This is a genomic window from Chryseobacterium electrogenes, from assembly GCF_053553015.1.
The window spans coordinates 2,143,858-2,162,988 of sequence record NZ_JBNPPB010000002.1; the positions used below are offsets into that span (position 1 = coordinate 2,143,858).

The 19,131-nt window shown below is 33.1% G+C and carries 17 protein-coding genes; 12 read left to right on the forward strand and 5 right to left on the reverse strand.

Going from position 1 to position 19,131, the window contains the following annotated elements:
* Nucleotides 1–183: 183 nt before the first annotated feature.
* The 5 genes from ACQQ6V_RS09825 to topA form a co-directional block, all read right to left on the reverse strand.
* On the reverse strand, nucleotides 184–1,167 hold the full coding sequence (locus ACQQ6V_RS09825; RefSeq protein WP_448845341.1) for a glycosyltransferase family 2 protein: 984 nt from the start codon (nucleotides 1,165–1,167) through the stop codon (nucleotides 184–186).
* 94 nt (nucleotides 1,168–1,261) lie between these two features.
* Nucleotides 1,262–2,332, reverse strand: coding sequence for an arginase family protein (locus ACQQ6V_RS09830; RefSeq protein WP_448845342.1), 1,071 nt, complete (start codon nucleotides 2,330–2,332; stop codon nucleotides 1,262–1,264).
* 3 nt (nucleotides 2,333–2,335) lie between these two features.
* On the reverse strand, nucleotides 2,336–3,892 hold the full coding sequence (locus ACQQ6V_RS09835; protein WP_448845343.1) for a DUF8728 domain-containing protein: 1,557 nt from the start codon (nucleotides 3,890–3,892) through the stop codon (nucleotides 2,336–2,338).
* A 12-nt stretch (nucleotides 3,893–3,904) separates the two neighbouring features.
* Nucleotides 3,905–5,032, reverse strand: coding sequence for an EpsG family protein (locus tag ACQQ6V_RS09840; protein WP_448845344.1), 1,128 nt, complete (start codon nucleotides 5,030–5,032; stop codon nucleotides 3,905–3,907).
* A 152-nt stretch (nucleotides 5,033–5,184) separates the two neighbouring features.
* Complete coding sequence (gene topA, locus ACQQ6V_RS09845) at nucleotides 5,185–7,758, reverse strand: type I DNA topoisomerase (protein ID WP_448845345.1); 2,574 nt, start codon at nucleotides 7,756–7,758, stop codon at nucleotides 5,185–5,187.
* Nucleotides 7,759–8,072: 314 nt separating this feature from the next.
* Here topA and ileS point away from each other — a divergent pair, with 314 nt between their 5' ends.
* From ileS to trpS, 12 genes are all read left to right on the forward strand, one after another.
* Nucleotides 8,073–11,471, forward strand: coding sequence for an isoleucine--tRNA ligase (gene ileS, locus ACQQ6V_RS09850; RefSeq protein ID WP_448845346.1), 3,399 nt, complete (start codon nucleotides 8,073–8,075; stop codon nucleotides 11,469–11,471).
* 108 nt (nucleotides 11,472–11,579) lie between these two features.
* Nucleotides 11,580–11,960, forward strand: a complete 381-nt coding sequence (locus ACQQ6V_RS09855; protein ID WP_448845347.1) for a TraR/DksA family transcriptional regulator — start codon at nucleotides 11,580–11,582, stop codon at nucleotides 11,958–11,960.
* A gap of 109 nt (nucleotides 11,961–12,069) precedes the next feature.
* Entirely contained in the window at nucleotides 12,070–12,309 is a 240-nt protein-coding gene (locus tag ACQQ6V_RS09860; protein ID WP_448845348.1) for a DUF6576 domain-containing protein, read from the forward strand.
* A gap of 21 nt (nucleotides 12,310–12,330) precedes the next feature.
* Nucleotides 12,331–12,522, forward strand: coding sequence for a DUF2683 family protein (locus tag ACQQ6V_RS09865; RefSeq protein WP_448845349.1), 192 nt, complete (start codon nucleotides 12,331–12,333; stop codon nucleotides 12,520–12,522).
* On the forward strand, nucleotides 12,522–13,166 hold the full coding sequence (locus ACQQ6V_RS09870) for a lipoprotein signal peptidase (RefSeq protein WP_448845350.1): 645 nt from the start codon (nucleotides 12,522–12,524) through the stop codon (nucleotides 13,164–13,166). Before ACQQ6V_RS09865 ends, ACQQ6V_RS09870 begins: the two co-directional genes overlap by 1 nt.
* 2 nt (nucleotides 13,167–13,168) lie before the next feature.
* The gene (locus ACQQ6V_RS09875; RefSeq protein ID WP_448845351.1) at nucleotides 13,169–13,810 is read left to right on the forward strand and encodes a SanA/YdcF family protein; all 642 of its coding nucleotides are present in this window, start codon (nucleotides 13,169–13,171) and stop codon (nucleotides 13,808–13,810) included.
* 173 nt (nucleotides 13,811–13,983) lie between these two features.
* Nucleotides 13,984–14,262 (forward strand): hypothetical protein, encoded by a 279-nt coding sequence (locus ACQQ6V_RS09880; RefSeq protein WP_448845352.1) that lies wholly within the window; start codon nucleotides 13,984–13,986, stop codon nucleotides 14,260–14,262.
* Between the two features lie 19 nt (nucleotides 14,263–14,281).
* Nucleotides 14,282–15,040 carry a DUF3667 domain-containing protein gene (locus ACQQ6V_RS09885; protein ID WP_448845353.1) on the forward strand — a complete coding sequence of 253 codons (759 nt, stop codon included), beginning with the start codon at nucleotides 14,282–14,284 and terminating at the stop codon, nucleotides 15,038–15,040.
* A gap of 12 nt (nucleotides 15,041–15,052) precedes the next feature.
* Nucleotides 15,053–16,135 (forward strand): sensor histidine kinase, encoded by a 1,083-nt coding sequence (locus tag ACQQ6V_RS09890; protein WP_448845354.1) that lies wholly within the window; start codon nucleotides 15,053–15,055, stop codon nucleotides 16,133–16,135.
* Nucleotides 16,136–16,144: 9 nt separating this feature from the next.
* Complete coding sequence (locus tag ACQQ6V_RS09895) at nucleotides 16,145–16,867, forward strand: LytR/AlgR family response regulator transcription factor (protein WP_448845355.1); 723 nt, start codon at nucleotides 16,145–16,147, stop codon at nucleotides 16,865–16,867.
* Nucleotides 16,868–17,034: 167 nt separating this feature from the next.
* The gene (locus ACQQ6V_RS09900; protein WP_448845356.1) at nucleotides 17,035–17,706 is read left to right on the forward strand and encodes a hypothetical protein; all 672 of its coding nucleotides are present in this window, start codon (nucleotides 17,035–17,037) and stop codon (nucleotides 17,704–17,706) included.
* A gap of 449 nt (nucleotides 17,707–18,155) precedes the next feature.
* A complete protein-coding gene (gene trpS, locus ACQQ6V_RS09905) occupies nucleotides 18,156–19,124 on the forward strand; it encodes a tryptophan--tRNA ligase (RefSeq protein ID WP_448845357.1) in 969 nt (322 codons plus the stop codon).
* Nucleotides 19,125–19,131: the final 7 nt, after the last annotated feature.

Consider the following 19,131-nt stretch of genomic DNA (forward strand, 5'->3'; position numbering starts at 1 on the left):
ACTATAAAAGACCTTTTAATACATAGAACTAAAAGAAGGCACGTTTCATTTTCATCATTGCAAAGGTAATATATAATTTTCAATAAAATAAAGTTTTTCCCAATTTACAAACCAAAACAAACCATAAAATTCATTGAAAAATTTATATTTTCCATATAAATAATTACAATTCTGTAAATTGCACTATTTTTTAAATATTGATAAATCAAACCCACTAAAAACCAAAATATAATAGATAATTTTCTTTAAAGACAGCCCTAACAAGTAGTTTTTACCAAATCTTTTATAATTAAGAATATCTTTTGTTGTGATAGATCTTTCTTTACAAAATTCTAAGAATTGAGACTTCATCATTTTATAAGATTTCTTATCATCGACATACGCTAAGTAGGCCAAAAAAGAATAAACCCCTTCTAAAATTTGAAAATTCTTAAGCACTAACTTATTGTCACTATATCTTGAGTGATCGTAAAACACCTCAACATCTCGTACCGCATCTAACATATCCAAACCTTTTACAGTAAAGGCTTTACTTATGGAAGCACTTCTTTCAAAGTATTGATAATGACACGATTGTGTCTGTGCAACGACAGTACTTTCTAATATTAATTGCGGAATTAATTGAATATCTTCAAAATGAACGCCTTTCTTGAAACGATGATTATTAAATAATTCTTTCCTAAAGAGCTTATTACAAGCGAAGCATCCCAAATCAGAGAAAATAGACAAATTATCTTTTAACAAGATCTTTTCTGGCATATTAGGGATTTGCGGAATCTCTCTTGTAACCTCTCCCTTTTCGTTAACTTTTTGAAGATTACATACTACAATTTCGGCTTTATGTTTATCGGCAAGCTGCCACATATCAAGAAACATATTATGCGTCACAAAGTCATCACTATCTACAAAACCAATATAATCCCCAGAAGCTCTATCTATACCGAAATTTCTGGCATCACTAAGACCTCCATTAATTTTACTATAAACTTTTAATCTGCTTGGATAGTTCTCTTGATAACGTTCTAATATTTGCTGAGAACCATCTTTAGACCCATCATTAACTGCTATAATCTCAATATCATCTAATGTCTGTAAGACTAAAGAATCTAAACATTTTTCCAAATATTCTTCTACATTATATACAGGCACTATGATTGATACTTTCATAATTTACTTTGCTTTGTTATTATACGACAACACATTTGAGATGACTAAATACAGAAGAATATTTAGCACTTATAATGATGTTGATTATCAAGTCTTAATTTCTGGTAAACCGCGGATTAAGAAAACCTCTTTTGCTATCTTCAAAATCTAATCGAGAGCAAGGGATGCAATTATCAATATCTTCATCTTCTCCAAAATACCAAAGATCTCTGAAGACATCTCTTTTAAAGGCATATTTTTCATCTTTAATTAATATATAAAATGTCTCGTATTGTCTTTCTTTAGGATGCGATTTTTGAATATTAATACCTTCTATCAAATACCAAATCATCTGTGCTAACAGTTGATGATTTAGTTGATTTTCAGAATAAATATTATAATTAAATAGACCTACAGACATTAACTTTTCGCTAAGTCCTACTTCTTTCATATAAGCGCAGATCTCTCTTCTGTTAAGCCCATTAACCTGAGGATTAATAGAGAAAGCATCGGTAAAACTCTCTATGGCATCACAATTAATGGTTACAAGATTGGCTTTTCTAAAGTAAGGTTCTGTTCTTTCTGTAGAATTCATCATTTCTGCTAGACGTACAATATCGAATTGCACTTCTTTTATCATTTTAATAGAATCCATCTCATTAAGATGTTTTTGATAGGCAAGATGATGGTAATTCTTTATTGAGAAATTTCTGGATCCAAGTATTTTCCCCAGAAAGTTACTTTCATTAATTCCTTCACTTTGTTTTAGCGAAATAACATTACTAACTTGAGTATAATTAATGTCTTTTTGATGAAAATTAAGCGCAGAAAACAACGAAAATGCAAAATCATTACTTCCGCCAACAATTACAGGAATGGCTTTTTTCTGATGACAAATCTCCAAAACCTCTTGCAATATATAGTGAGAATCTTCCTGAGTTTTGCCAGAGACAAGATCTCCTAGATCAACAATAGGAACATGAAAGTCTAACTTAGATAATTTATAAAATTCTTTTCTGATTAGGTTAAAATCTTCAACCACTGCACCGCCTCCTGCACCGCGATAATCTGATAAAAATAGCAATACAATGCTATCATCAATAATATCATTTTCAATACTGTTTCCAATCTGCCAATTTTCTGTTCGTCTTGGCTTAGGCGCAATAATAAAGTCCTCGAAATTCATGGGTTAATTTACAATAGTTATGGTAACGTCTTTTGGTACTTTTTGAGAAAACTCTTTGAGTTGATTTTTAAGAATTGCTACTTGCTCTTCTTTTATAGCAAAGAAAGATACGGTAGAGCCGCCGTTCATATAATTATCATGAAGGGTTAACGCTCCAACTTTAGTATAAAAATCTGGCATTTTCACCCAATCTTCAAAAACAATTGCTACTTTATATTCACCATTTTTTGTGACATCAGCAATGTATTTTTGTAGTGGCTTGTTATCTTTAAATTTAGCATGATCGTCTTTTCTCAGCTTAGCAATTTCTATATTTCCTAGTCCATAGGTATCTAATAGATGTATATTATTATAATAAGTAATAGCTCCGATATCATTAGCGACAATCCAAGAATCTCTATAATATTGATGTAGGAAATCTGCCAATTGTATCTGTTGATCGTAGATATTTTTTGAGGCAAGAGTTTGGTATTTCAACATGTTAACAAATCTCATCCAAAGCGTGCATACTAATAGAATAACGACAAGGGATCTTAGTATTATTTTAGGTTTTGAATAAGAGAATATCTCGTTAAAAAAAGGTGCAATTACAAATAACAACAAAACAATCATATAAGCTTCATAGCGGATAAGCCACCCAAAATTAGCGAACATAAGATGTAATCCAAATCCGGCTAAAACAACTACTGGTAAAGCTTTTTTTGTAAGTTTATTAATAAAGCCTTTTTCATTTTTTATATTCCAAAATAATTGAGTCAATACAATTATTACCAACATCAATACTGATAAACCTCTATAACCATTACCAGCAACGCGCATAATAAAGCCTTGTATACCATCATTAGTATTTCCTTTTAAGACTAAAGAATTGGGCAGAAAATAAGAACCTTTCTCTACAGAAATCCAACCGTATATGATAACGGGCAACAATGCGAAAATCCCTAACAAAATGCTTTTTGCAAAATCCTTCTTGATGAAAAATAAAAACATACACATGATTAAGATAAAGAATAAACTTTCATACCTAAACCCTGTTGCCAATAAAGCATAAAGAACTAATAAAGAAAAGTTTTTATTAGATTTTACATTTATATATTTCTCAAAATAAATAAATGTCAACAGCATAGTCAACGCATGAAAAACATGTTCCATCCCAACTATTATCATAAGATGCATAGGCATCAACAGTATTATCGCAAGTAGAATAATAACTTGAGAAAGAGTAGAAAAACGTCTAAGATATTGGTTACAAATAATAAGAATAAGCAATCCCGCAATAGTATTAATAACAATCGGAATATAATCCCAAGTCCCAAATATCTTAATGAAAACGGACAATAAAAATGTAAAAAAAGGAGAAGATGTGGTAGACGAAAATTCATACTGTGTAATACCCCAAGTCCCAAATTGTGCGAAATTTTTAGCCATAGAAAGATGTATATAAGTATCATCTAGTGGATAAATATAACGCCCAGCATAACCGCTAACTGATGTAATACTATAAAGAACCAAAAGGCTTAATAGTAAAATCATTAATAAAAGTATATAGTTTTTTTTCATAATTTGCATTTATCACGTACGCCACAGTACATTCTCGTAAGTACTTGGAGTAAATCTCCCTTTATCCCCTTGGAAAGAAGCAAAAACAAAATAATAGAACACCGTAAATATTACAAAATAAAGATGTAGTAGTTTCTTTCGGCTTTCTTCTCTAATAGAAGCAACAATATTAGGTATAACTAAGGGAATATAACACATGAAACTTCCTACCAACCTGGTAGAAAACACAGGATTATCTCGCATAATGAAGTACATACACAGACCCATTACAACAATATTCCGCATATATTCATAATATAAAATCCTCTCACACGCTACTTTGTTAAAAACAATAACTAAAATACAAAATACAACAATATAGCCATCCATAAACGTAGATGTCCTTGCTTCATAATCTATATAACCATTAATACCATTAGAAAGATCTTGTACAGATAAAGAATTAAGAAAAACTGATGCAAAATTATAAATCTGAAACGGAGACAAAAGTATACTCACACCAATTAATAAAAAAATACGATACGAGTTAAGCGGGACTTTAACCAACCAAAACATCGGTAAAAAAATAATAGCAGATTTATGAAATCCTATCGCGACATACATACAAAGCAAGTACAACCACAAATTTCTTTCTTTGATAAACTTAAAAGCCGCCAAACAAAAAACCATCCCCAAAGCTTGCCTCATGTGTCCGCTATCTGCTATAAAATAACTCGGAAAAATGAACAACATTACCGAAAAAATAGGATAAACAGAATTTTTAGAATAACTCAAAAACTTAATACCCAAAGTTATAATAGCACTAACTAGAGTAAAAATATAAAATGGACTTCCCGTAAAAAAAACTAACTTATTAAGGAATATATAAAGCCATTCTTCCTCAACCTTAGAGCGACCAAAAGTAGCTTTATTCATTAATTCTGAAAACTCAATCGTTGGGAAATAGATATTATATAAAATCCTGTACACACCGTAATCCGCCCCTACAAAACCCCTTAATCCAATAAAAACAATCATGAAAAAACCAATAATCCCAAGTGCCAAAGGATACTTTTTATAAGAATCACTATACACCTCCATAAAACTACCAATGATAACAAAAATTACAAGTAAAGTAAAAACAGGGTGCAGTATAGCCATTGGGTATTTTCAGTCATTTGGTGTGAAAAGCAAATGTATTAAAATAGATTTATTTATTCATCACCAAAAAATGAATAAAAACTAAAAACCAATTAAATACAGTAAAAAAACCACCATTCTTGTTGAATGATGGCTCTTTTTATAACTTAATGCTACTTTTTCTTAGCAACAGGTTTCTTAGCTACTGTTGTTTTTTTAACTGCTGGTTTTTTAGCTGCAGGCTTCTTAGCAGGTGCTTTTTTCTTCTCTTCGAAAGCTTTAGGATCTTGCTCTTTAATCCAAGCTTTTACAGTGTCTAGATCCAGTTCTTTAAGCTCTTCAGCATCATACTTGGTATCATCTGTTTTTTTCGGGATTTTAAGGTTGGACTTCCCGAATTTGATAAAAGGTCCCCAACGTCCATTTTCAATAGCAATCTTTTCTTTTTCCCATTGTTGAATATAACGATTGGCTTCTTTATCTAATTTAGCATCTATTAATTCATTAATATCAGACGCTGATAAATTATCGAAATCATATTTCTTAGGAACGTTAACAAAGATACTTTTATACTTAAGGAAAGGTCCAAAACGGCCAACGCCTTTGGTTACTGGTTCTCCTTTATAATTAGCAATTGGCGCGTCAGCCAACTTTTTTTCATTGATAATTTCTTCTGCTCGATCTTGATTAACAGATAAAGGATCTTCGCCTTTCGGGATAGAGATATACGTTTCTCCCCACTTAACATAAGGACCAAAACGACCAACACCAACGGCAACAGGATGTCCATCAACTTCATTTAGTTCAAACGGTAATCTGAATAATTCTAAAGCTTCTTCTAAAGCGATAGTCGCGATATTCTGTCCAGCCATTAGCGAGGCAAAAGTTGGCTTTTCTTCATCGTCTTGCTCACCAATCTGAATCATAGGCCCAAAACGCCCAATTCTTGCATGTACATTTTTACCAGACTTAGGATCAACACCTAATAGGCGCTCTCCATTAGCACGTTCTGCATTTTCTTCAACATCGGCAATCCTCGGATGGAAGACATTGTAGAAGTCGGTCATAAGAGTTTTCCATTCTTTACCACCATTAGCGACATCATCAAATTCTTGCTCTACTCTCGCGGTAAATCCAAAATCTAAAACCTCAGCAAAGTTAGACGTCAAGAAATCATTAACCACTTCTCCGATATCTGTTGGGACAAATTTATTTTTATCACCGCCAAATTTCTCCGTCAACACTTCTTTTTTGATGCCTGTTTTGGCTAAAGTCATTTTGACAATTTCTCGTTCTTGAGGTAAGATCTCGCGCTTATCAACATACTCACGATTCTGAATAGTCTGGATAGTTGGCGCATAAGTAGAAGGTCGTCCAATGCCTAATTCTTCTAACTTTTTCACCAATCCAGCTTCGGTATATCTTGCAGAAGGTCGTGTAAACTTCTCAACTGCAATAATTTTTTTATAGTCTAAAGCTTCGCCTTTATCTACTTTTGGAAGTAATTTTTCGTTGTTGTCTTCTTCGTCCTCTTCGGCAGAAGTAAAACCATAAACCCTTAAAAAACCATCAAAAACAATCACTTCTCCTTGCGCTTCAAAATGATGTGGCAGAGAAGCGTTGCCAATTTCTACAACTGTTTTTTCGATTTTAGCATTCTCCATCTGAGAGGCTAATGTTCTTTTGTAGATTAATTGGTATAATTTATTCAACTGCGCATCAGCAATAGATTTAACAGAGAAATCCGTTGGTCTTATCGCCTCGTGGGCTTCTTGTGCAGAAGATGATTTGGTTGTATAATTTCTTGGTTTAGAGTAAACATCACCAAATTCTTTAATAATATAATCTTTCGCGTTATTAATAGCTTCTTGCGATAGATTAACAGAGTCGGTTCTCATATAAGTAATGTAACCTTCCTCGTATAGACGTTGTGCTACACGCATGGTAGAAGTCACACCGTAACCTAACTTATTAGAAGCTTCTTGTTGCAAAGTAGAGGTTGTAAAGGGCGCAGAAGCACTTCTTGTCCCTGGTTTTTTCTCAACATTAAGGACTTTGAAATCTGTTTTCTGAGCTTGAATTAAAAACTGTTCTGCATCTAATTCTTTGTCAAAATCTTTCTTAAGCTTTGCGGCAATATCTTGTCCGTCTTTATTCTGAAAAACACCTTCAACCTTATAAGAAGCCGTTGGTTGGAAGGCTCTAATCTCATGTTCTTTCTCTACCACTAATCGCACTGCAACGGATTGCACACGACCAGCTGATAATCCAGTCTTTACTTTTTTCCAAAGAACTGGCGACATCTCAAAACCTACAATTCTATCCAAAACTCGTCTTGCCTGTTGTGCGTTAACAAGATTCTGGTCGATCTGTCTAGGATTTTCTATGGCTTTAAGAATCGCATTTTTGGTAATTTCATGAAAAACAATACGCTTGGTATTGTCTTCTTTCAATTTTAATTCTTGAGCAAGATGCCAAGCAATAGCTTCTCCTTCGCGGTCCTCATCGGACGCTAACCAAATCATATCTGCTTTTTTGACAGCGGCTTTAAGCTCAGTTACTAATTTCTTCTTGTCTGCAGAAACTTCGTAATCTGGTGTAAAAGTCGAGAGATCTATACCCATTCCTTTTTTAGGTAAATCACGGATGTGACCGAAGCTTGATTTTACTTCGAAATCTTTCCCTAGATACTTTTGGATGGTTTTTGCTTTTGCTGGTGACTCGACGATAACTAGATTCTTTGACATTCAGAATTTTTTTGCAAAAATAGACGTTTTTTTATAAAAACATTTACATTTCAATAATTACTGTATTCTAATGTTCTTCATAGAGCCTGTATAAAGTCCTAAAATAGACTGTATAATTAGCTTTTCTATTATTAATAATATAATTTAGAATCAATTAAAGTTTACATTATATTAATTATGTTACATCAATCTTAACAGAAAAGATTAATATATTCATCACATTCCATTTTCAATTGTAGATATAGATAAGCTTTTCCTATTTTTTTCACTAAATTTGCTCACTTAATCCACCAACGATATTGAATTATTTAAAGATGAGCCAATTCAAAGAATATAAAAACCTAAGCCTTACCAACATCGCAGAACAAGTTTCCGAATACTGGAAACAGAATAACACCTTCAAGAAAAGTGTTGAAATTCGTGATGGACAACCAGAATATGTGTTTTACGAAGGACCTCCTTCCGCTAACGGAATGCCAGGTATTCACCACGTTATGGCGAGAGCGCTTAAGGATATTTTTTGCCGTTACCAGACTCAAAACGGAAAGCAAGTTTTCCGTAAAGCTGGCTGGGATACACACGGACTTCCTGTAGAACTAGGTGTAGAAAAAGAATTAGGAATTACTAAAGAAGATATCGGTAAAAAAATCTCTATTGAAGATTATAACAAAGCTTGTCGCGAAGCCGTGATGCGCTACACTGATGTATGGAATGACCTTACCGAAAGAATCGGATACTGGGTAGATCTAGAAGACCCATACATTACCTACAAACCAAAATACATGGAAACGGTATGGTGGTTGCTAAAACAATTATACAGCAAAGAGCTATTATATAAAGGTTACACCATCCAGCCTTACTCTCCAAAAGCAGGTACAGGATTATCTTCTCACGAGCTTAATCAACCTGGGACTTACAGAGATGTGTCTGACACAACGATTGTCGCTCAGTTTAAAGTAAAGAACTTCTCTGAAAAACTAAACCAACAATTAGCAAGCAACAATCAACCAATCTACATCCTAGCTTGGACGACTACGCCTTGGACTTTGCCGTCTAACACAGCGTTGACAGTTGGTAATAATATAGATTATGTTTTGGTTAAAACCTTTAATCAATACACTTTCGAGCCTATTAATATCATCTTGGCAAAAGCTTTGATGACAAAACAATTTGGGAAGAAATTTGTAGAAGGGACGGATGAAGATTTCGCAAATTACACGTCAGAATCTAAGACGATTCCTTATCAATTATTAGCAGAGTTTAAAGGTTCTGACTTGGTTGATACCACTTACGAGCAACTCGTTCCTTGGTTTTTGCCGGCAGAAAATCCAGAAGCGGCTTTCCGTGTTATTCCTGGAGATTTTGTAACAACAGAAGACGGAACAGGAATCGTACACACCGCGCCAACTTTTGGTGCTGACGATGCTAAAGTGGCAAAAGATGCTGGCGTACCACCAATGTTGGTAAAAGATGCACATGACAACTTAGTGCCTTTAGTAGACCTGCAAGGGAAATTTATCCATGGCGAAAATGTCCCAGAAATTTTCTCAGGGAAATATATTAAAAACGAATACTACGACGATGGCAAAGCCCCAGAGAAATCTTGGGATGTGCATTTGGCAATTCAACTAAAGGAAGAAAACAGAGCCTTTAAGGTAGAAAAATATGTCCACAGTTATCCACATTGTTGGAGAACAGACAAGCCCGTATTATATTATCCATTGGATTCTTGGTTTGTAAAAATGTCTCAAGTTAAAAATCGCTTGGTAGAACTAAACGAAACTATCAATTGGAAACCAAAATCTACTGGAGAAGGACGTTTTGGCAATTGGTTAGAAAACGTTAATGATTGGAATCTTTCTCGCTCTCGTTATTGGGGCATCCCGCTTCCTATCTGGAGAACGGAGGACATGAAGGAAGAAAAAATCATTGGTTCTGTAGAAGAATTATATAACGAAATAGAACAGTCAATTAAGGCTGGATTAATGCATGACAATCCTTTCAAAGGCTTTGAAATCGGTAATATGTCCGAAGAAAACTATGCATTAATTGATCTTCATAAAAATGTGGTGGATAAGATTGTTTTGGTTTCAGAATCAGGAAAATCTATGAAACGCGAAAGCGACTTAATCGATGTTTGGTTTGACTCAGGCTCAATGCCTTATGCACAATTGCATTATCCTTTCGAGAATAAGGCGATGATTGATGAGAACAAAGCCTTCCCTGCAGATTTTATCGCAGAAGGCGTGGATCAGACTCGTGGTTGGTTCTATACACTTCATGCTATTTCTACGGCAATTTTTGATTCGGTGGCTTATAAAAACGTTATGTCTAACGGTTTGGTTTTAGATAAAAACGGACAAAAAATGTCAAAACGTTTGGGCAATGCCGTAGATCCTTTTGAGACGCTTTCTGTCTATGGACCAGATGCAACACGTTGGTACATGATTTCTAACGCTAATCCGTGGGAGAATCTGAAATTCGATATTGAAGGTATTGATGAAACCAGAAGAAAATTCTTCGGTACATTATATAATACGTATTCGTTCTTTGCATTATATGCCAATGTTGATGGTTTCAATTATTCTGAAAAAGAGGTAGAAAACCGCCCAGAAATAGACCGTTGGATTTTATCAGAACTTAATCTTTTAATTAAAGAAGTAAAAGCCTTCTATGAAGATTATGAACCAACTAAAGTAGCAAGAGCTATCAATACTTTTGTTAACGATAATCTATCTAACTGGTATGTAAGATTATGCAGAAGACGTTTCTGGAAAGGTGATTACAGCAATGATAAAATTTCTGCTTATCAGACATTATATACTTGTCTAGAGACTGTAGCTAAGCTTTCTGCACCAATTGCGCCATTCTTTATGGATCAATTATACCAAGATCTTAATGCTGTAACAGGAAAAGACAAGGCAGAATCTATCCACCTTACAGATTTCCCTGTAGTTAATGAGAGCTTAATAGATCTAGATCTTGTAGAGAAAACTCATCTAGCGCAGAGCATCACTTCTATGGTATTCTCTCTAAGAAAGAAAGAAAATGTAAAAGTCCGTCAGCCATTGCAGAAAGTAATGATTCCTGTGTTGGATAAGAAAACGGAAGAACAGATTTTAGCAGTTTCTGAGCTGATAAAACAAGAGGTTAACGTTAAAGAGTTAGACTTAATTAATGCCGAAGAAGCATCGCATCTTATCATCAAACAAATAAAGCCTAACTTCAAGGCTCTAGGCGCAAGATTAGGCAAGGATATGAAAGTCGTGGCTAATGAGATTTCTAAGCTTACATCTGATGACATATCAACCTTAGAAAAAGAAGGTAAGATTATAGTTGCTAACTATGACATTACTATGGATGATGTAGAGATTTCTACTAAAGATATCCCTGGATGGACCGTAGCAAGTGATGGTAAAATAACTGTGGCACTAGATTTGCTAATTACGGACGAGTTGAAATCCGAAGGAATTGCAAGAGAATTTATCAATCGAATCCAGAATTTAAGAAAAGATAAAAACTTTGATCTAACAGATAAAATTATTATTTCTGTAGACACTGACAATCCTTTCTTAACTGATTTAGAGAAAAATAAGGTTTATATTTCTGAAGAAGTATTAGCCAACGAAATCAAAATTGAGAACAACAATAATTCGGTAGACGAAATTGAAATAGATGAAATTAAATTTAATATAAAGATTGAAAAAGCTTAAATAAATATTAATATTAGTTGTTTATTATTCAATTGAATTATTAATTATTTTCGTATCTTTAATTTAAATTATGAAAATCCAAATTATTAAACAATACAAGTTATGAATATGGCAGAAGAAAAATTACGCTATAATGATGCAGAATTACAAGAATTTAAACAACTAATTCAAGATAAAATAGATAAAGCAGAAAAAGACCTTGGTCTACTTAAAGAAAGTTTCATCAATGACCAAAATAATGGGACAGATGATACTTCGCCAACCTTCAAAGCCTTTGAAGAAGGTGCAGAAACTTTGAGTAAAGAACAAAATGCAATATTGGCATCAAGACAAGAAAAATTTATCCGTGATCTTAAGAATGCATTAATCCGCATCCAAAACAAAACTTACGGTGTATGCAGAGTAACCGGCAAATTAATTGCTAAAGAGCGACTAAGAGCTGTGCCACATGCAACCTTGAGTATTGAAGCTAAAAATATGCAACGATAAAATAAATATTAGCTAGAAATTGTCCAAAACCAATTCTACTATTTTTATACTAATTAAAATTAACTTAGGTTTACAATATTATTGTAAACCTATTTTTTGAATACTAATCATGACCGCAGTTGTTATACTTCTCATTATTATCGTTATTTTTGCATTTGTTTTCAGAAAAAAACTGAATGTTAAACGATCTACTAAAGAAGAAAAATACGTCAGTATAGATGATCGTTTTAATGCGCGAAGAAGAGAAAAGCAGATAGAAATAGATCAACTTCTTAGCAAAATAGGCAAAAATGGATTAGCAGATCTTAGCGAAAAAGACAAAAAAAGATTAGACGAACTCTCAAAATAATGAGAATTAAAAAAATAAATTATGGAATCTATTATCGTACATACGAAAAACTCTATGGAGCTTACCGCTCTGAAAAGCGTGCTAAAAGACATGAATATTGAATTTGAAAAATTTCATACCAAGAATAATTTTCACAATCAAAAAACGATAAAAAAAATCAACGATAAAAAAACTGAAAAAATCATAAAATCATATAAACCAAAAGGATCATAATGAAAAAGATTGCTTTAGTTACATTTTTGATTTTATTAATCGATCAAGCCTCTAAGATCTATATCAAAACTCATTTTCATCTTGGAGAAAGTGTAGAAGTGATGGGATTAAGCTGGTTCCGATTAACTTTTGTAGAAAACCCAGGCATGGCATATGGTCTACAATTTGGTGGATTAATTGGCAAATACAGTTTGGTTGTTTTACGCCTCGCTTTAATCATCGGGATGATTTTCATGTTTAAAAAATGGTTAAAAGAAGGCGCTTCTAATTATCTACTAATACCGATGTCTTTCATTTTTGCAGGTGCTATTGGTAATATTATCGATGGGATGTTTTACGGGATGATATTCGATACCGGAACAGTCTATGAAGAAAGCATTAATCGCTGGATAGATTACGACAACATTTCTCAACTCACACAATTTGGGCATGGCTACTCTCATTTTATGAAAGGTTGCGTGGTAGATATGCTCCATTTCCCGCTGGTAGATACAACTTGGCCAGATTGGGTACCTATTTTGGGAGGTAAGCAGATTGAGTTTTTCAAATATATTTTTAATATTGCAGACAGCGCAATTACCGTTGGTGCTTTGTTTTTATATATTTTTAGGAAGAAAGCTTTCCCTAACGGATTAGATTTTTAAAAATGAATTTATTCAAAAAAATAATATTAGCAGGACTGATTTTCTTAGGATTATCAGTTCTTTTTATATGGTGGAGCAATTGGAAAATAGAAAGCGATACCGAAGATTACGTAACAAGCAATATCAATACATTACCTAACGAAAAAGTAGGTGTGATATTAGGTACAAGTAAGCTTCTTGCCAATGGACAAGCCAACTTGTACTTCAGTTACAGGATAGATGCTGCAGCAGAGCTTTATCACGCTGGGAAAGTAAAATATTTTATCGTTAGCGGAGACAATTCTCAAGAAAACTACAACGAGCCAGAAGACATGAAGCTTGATCTTATCGCGAAAGGCATCCCTGAGAATAATATTTTTGAGGATTTTGCTGGATTCAGGACTTTGGATTCTGTAGTTAGAGCCAAAGAAGTATTTGGTCAAAATTCTTACATTATCATCTCACAACAATTCCATAATGAACGTGCTGTTTTTTTAGCAAAACAAAAAGGCATTAATGCTTATGGCTACAACGCAAAAGATGTTAACCGATATGCTGGTTTCAAAACTAATCTTAGAGAAAAGCTAGCGAGAGCCAAAGTATTTTGGGATTCTTGGTTTGGCGTGGAGCCTAAATTTGGTGGCGATAAAATTATAATTCCTTAAAAAATCCATTCAGCATCATATATCTACCGTTCATCATTTTTTTTTGAGGATAATGTAATGATCACTATATATTTGTTATGTCGAATTATCAAAACAAATTATTATGATTACTCTTATCATCGAAATCGCCTTTAAGATTGTTGAATTTTGTTCACAACTATTTTAAAATTAATATGAATTCTAAACCAAAATCAAAAGCAGAGCAAGCTTACAAAAAACTAAGCAACGAAGAACTTCTTAAAAAAAGAAACATGCTGAAATCATCACTCATCGGGATAGGAATCGTCTGGGTAATATTGATTTTAGTTTTTATTGGGATTATTATTTCTCAAGGTTTTGGTAAAATTCCTTTTGCATCGATGATTCCTATTTTCACGCTTCCTATAGTACTATTACCTTTTGGGATAATCATTAACCAATTGAACGAAGAGTTGAAATCTAGACAACAATAATCTTTTTTAATTTATATTAATGGATCACGCCTGTAAAAACTGCACCAATGATATAGAACAGAATTTCTGTAGCCATTGTGGTCAAAAAAAATACAAACGTATAGATAGAAAATATCTTATTGATGAGATACAATATATCGCCATACACACCAACAAAGGTTTTTTCTATTCTATTAAAAAGATCCTGAAAAATCCAGGTCAGACGGCACGCGACTTTATAGAGGGCAATCGGGTTAATCATTATAAGCCAATTTATTTGGCTTTTCTTCTAAGCGGACTTTCTACATTTATCGCTTACAATATTATTGACTTCAACAGCATGATTGTAAAATATTATGCAGATATGGGACTACCTGTAACAACTTCTAATCAAGTGATAGCGAAGGTATCTAACTACATATCATTTTTATCATTATTACTGATTCCTATTTTTGCGATTTTCACCCGATTAATGTTTAGAAAAGAAGGTCAAAATTATTATGAGCACGTCATAATGAATGCTTTTTTTCAATGCTTTTATACCATAATTTATATTTTAATCTATCCATTGCTTTATATATTTAAAGAGAATGTGACTGCTTTTTCTTTAATTCTAAATGGACTGTTTCTCATCACGCCACTATTAAGCATCTGGTTTTACAAAGGTTTTTATCCCAAAATGTCTATTGGTAAAATCTTATTAAAAGTTATCACTATCTTTATTACTGTCCTTTTAAGCTTTATTATACTCACTTTTGTGGCAGGAGTTATTTATGCTCTATTTTTCAAAAAACATTAAAATAAAACCATCTTGAATCTTCTCAAAAACTGGAAATATCACCTTTTCACCTATGTTTTTTTTGTAAGCATTATTTTCTTTTTTTTAACATTCAGAAAATTAATTTATACAGAAATCTACTCAGATATATATATCAACTTTTATATTTTTGAACTTTTCTATGTTTCGGCATTGCTTTATATTATTTCTAATATCATCATTTATTTTATTGAGTTAGTTTGCCCTACTCAGATTCTTACTTTTAGAAATATTATTTTGGTAATATTGATTACGGTTGTATTACACATCATTTTCCAGATTATACTTTGGCCTTCATTAATGTATGCACAACAATTTTTCTCGGCCAAAAGTGATCTTTTTGTCTTCACACCAAGGCAGACTTTGGATAAGCAAATAGTCAATTTTTTCTACTTTTTGTTTATGACCTTTAATTGGTTGATATTTATTTATGCCTATAAAATCTATCAAAGCAATCAACAAGAATTAGAACAAAAATTAACCATCGAAAAAAACCTTAAAGAAGCCAACCTTAATACACTGAAAGGTCAGATCAATCCACATTTCATCTTCAATAGTCTTAATAATATCAGAGGATTGGTGCAAGAAGACCCAATAAAATCTAAAGAAATGATAACCCGATTGTCAGAGTTATTACGGTCATCACTTTTGTCTGACAAGACCAATACCGTCTCGTTAGAACAGGAAATAGAAACGGTAGATAATTTTCTAGAAATATCCAAAATTCAGTATGAAGAGCGACTGCAATTCAGCATGGACATTTCACCCGAAACAAGAGATTTCCAAGTCCCGCCTATGATCTTACAAATGTTAGTAGAAAACGCTGTAAAACACGGTATTTCTAGATTAAAAAACGGCGGCAGTATTGTTATTAAAACCTTTTTAGAAGACGATTACTTCAACCTTTTAGTCAAAAATACAGGACAAATTAACCAACAAGAAAGCGGCACCAAAATCGGAATCAAGAACATCGAAGAACGTCTAAGATTGCTCTACGACAACCAAGCTTCTTTTAATCTAACAGAAAACGAAAGCGATGTGATCGCGCAAATCAGGATCAATAAAAGTCAATTCTAAAAGCACAAGATGAAAAAAATTAACGCTATTATCGTAGAAGATTCTCGCCTTGCCAGAAACGAACTTAAGGATCTCCTGCAAGATTTTCCTGAGATTAATATTCTCGCAGAGGCAGAAAACGTAGATGTAGCCTATGAGTACATAAGTAATCAGCAGTTTGATTTATTATTTCTAGACATCCAATTACCAGGCAAAGATGGCTTTCAATTATTAGAAATGTTGGATAATATCCCGATTGTAATTTTCACCACAGCTTTTGATGAATTTGCTATTAAATCCTTTGAGTACAATGCTTTGGATTACCTATTAAAACCAATCAACCCAAAAAGACTTTTACAATCCATTGATAAAGTCAAAGAAAAACTCGCAGAAAAAGCAGAAAAGCAAGATAAAAAACTAGACATCGAAGATCAAATCTTTATCAAAGAAGGCGAAAAATGTTGGATGGTAAAAATCTCAGAAATCTATCTTTTCGAAGTTGAAGGCAATTACACCAAAGTTTTTTTCAGGAACGAAAAAGCCACTTTAATGCGTTCTCTTAATGTGATCGAAAAAAAATTACCACAAGAAAAATATTTCCGAGCCAACAGAAATACGATTTTCAACATTAATTATATCCAGAACATCGAGAATTGGTTCAGCGGAAACCTCATGGTAAAACTTCCTAACGACAACCAAGTCGAAATTTCTCGTAGACAAGCTGTTCTTTTCAAGGAAATCTACGGTATTTGATGATGTGGTGATTGGTCAATTGTATGTTTTTGCATTTTAGTTTTAATTTCGTTATTTTTGATAGAAGTCAGAGTTTTTATGACTCAAAAATAAAGTCATTAATAGAAGCAACTGGCATTTCAATAATCAAATTTAATATTATTTAAAATTAAAAAAACTTCCTACCAATGAGAAACTCTTATTCTGCAGCAGGTGATGCAATAAATTATATCTCTGTAATTCCTTTCTTGTATAGATATGAAGATCAAAATTACATTGATACTTTTTTTGAAAATGGCGACTTGTTTATTAGTTCCTTTCATAACTACAAAAAATATAAAGACAATGAACTTGGTGATTCTGACGAGGGGACGTCAATGAACAATCTTAACTTAGGTAATAATCTAGTTATGACTTCAGTTGTATCTACTGGAATGAACGATTACTCATTTTGTACATCGACAAACTTAGATAAAAATTTATTAAAAACATTTTCTAGGACTGGTGTTTTTAGAATTAAAGACCCTCTAAATTTTATGATAGAAGTTACTCGAAGTTTACAAAGAGTCAGACAAGTCGTACATGGTCATTGCCTATATGTAGACGACAGAGTATTGAATAAAAATATACAGGGAAATGGCTTAGACTTTTTTAAAAGTGAAAATGGTGGAATTTCAGGAGAAAAACTAATGGCGGCTAACAGTTATGTTCAAGGTTTCGATTCTCTTTTTTTAAAATTAAAAAATTATCAACATCAATCTGAATATCGAATTTTATGGCAAACAGATAGAGAGGTAAAAGAAGGAGTAGTAATAAATTGTCCTGAAGCTATACAATATTGCGAACAAGTGGAAATATAAGAACAAAAACTGTAAACCTTATACAATCCATCTTTTGAAAACATGAAAACCCAAAGTCTATTTAATTCTTATTAAATGGACTTTTTTATAATAATTAGAGATTCATCGCAAGAATCCATAACCTAAAATTCAATTCTTCCGACAAAGAGTTATATTCTTACGTGGGTAACTTATATTCTTATACAATTACTATAAAATTATCTGATACAGCGAGTATTGACGCAATACGAGATTAAGACTTGAGATGAGTTCAACTACTTTTTTACTCAACGAGTGCTTATTGTTACAACATTTTTTGTAATTTCGTTTCCACTAAAAAGCATTGGCTCTTCTTGGTTTTTCTCAGAACTATAAGTTCTTCTAAAGCCCATAATTGGCAATAGTCAATCTGCGATTTTGCCCATGTTTTTTACGTTCACTTTTCAATCAAAACTTAGTAATTAATAACAATGTCAAGAATCTTAACCGGCATACAAGCCACCGGAACTCCACATCTTGGAAATCTTTTAGGAGCCATTATTCCTGCAATCGAGCTATCAAAAAAAGCAAATAATGAATCCTTTTTGTTTATCGCTAACCTGCACTCTTTAACTCAAATTAAAGATGCTAAAGAGTTAAAACAAAATACCTATGAGATTGCTGCGGCTTGGCTGGCTTGCGGATTAGATACTGAGAAAACTTATTTTTATAGACAAAGCGACATCCCAGAAACTTGCGAGTTAACGTGGTATTTGGATTGTTTTTTCCCTTTTCAGAGATTGACATTAGCACATTCTTTTAAGGATAAAGCAGATCGTCTTGCGGATGTTAACGCTGGATTGTTTAATTATCCAATTCTAATGGCGGCAGATATCTTGTTGTACGATGCAGAAGTTGTCCCTGTTGGGAAAGATCAGCTTCAGCATTTAGAAATTGCGAGAGATGTTGCAAGTAGATTTAACAATCAGATGGGAGATGTTTTTGTATTGCCTCAGGCAGAATTGCAAGAAGACACCAAATATGTACCAGGAACGGACGGCAGAAAAATGTCAAAATCTATGGGAAATATCATTAATATTTTCCTTCCTGAGAAAGAACTGAAAAAGCAAGTTATGAGCATAGAAACAGACTCTAAAGCTTTGGAAGATCCTAAAGATCCAGAAACAGACAAAGTATTTGCAATTTATGAATTGATTGCAACACCAGAACAGACAGAAGATCTACGCGCAAAATATCTTGCTGGAAACTTCGGTTATGGTCATGCAAAAAATGCGCTGTTAGCCTTGATATTAGAGCGATTTTCTAAGGAAAGAGAATTGTTTAGCTACTACCTCAACAACCTAGACGAATTGGAAGCAAAATTACAAGAAGGCGCTGCAAAAACTAAAGTGATTGCTAAAGAAACGATTACTAGAGTACGAGAAAGTCTTGGAGTTTAAAAAAATA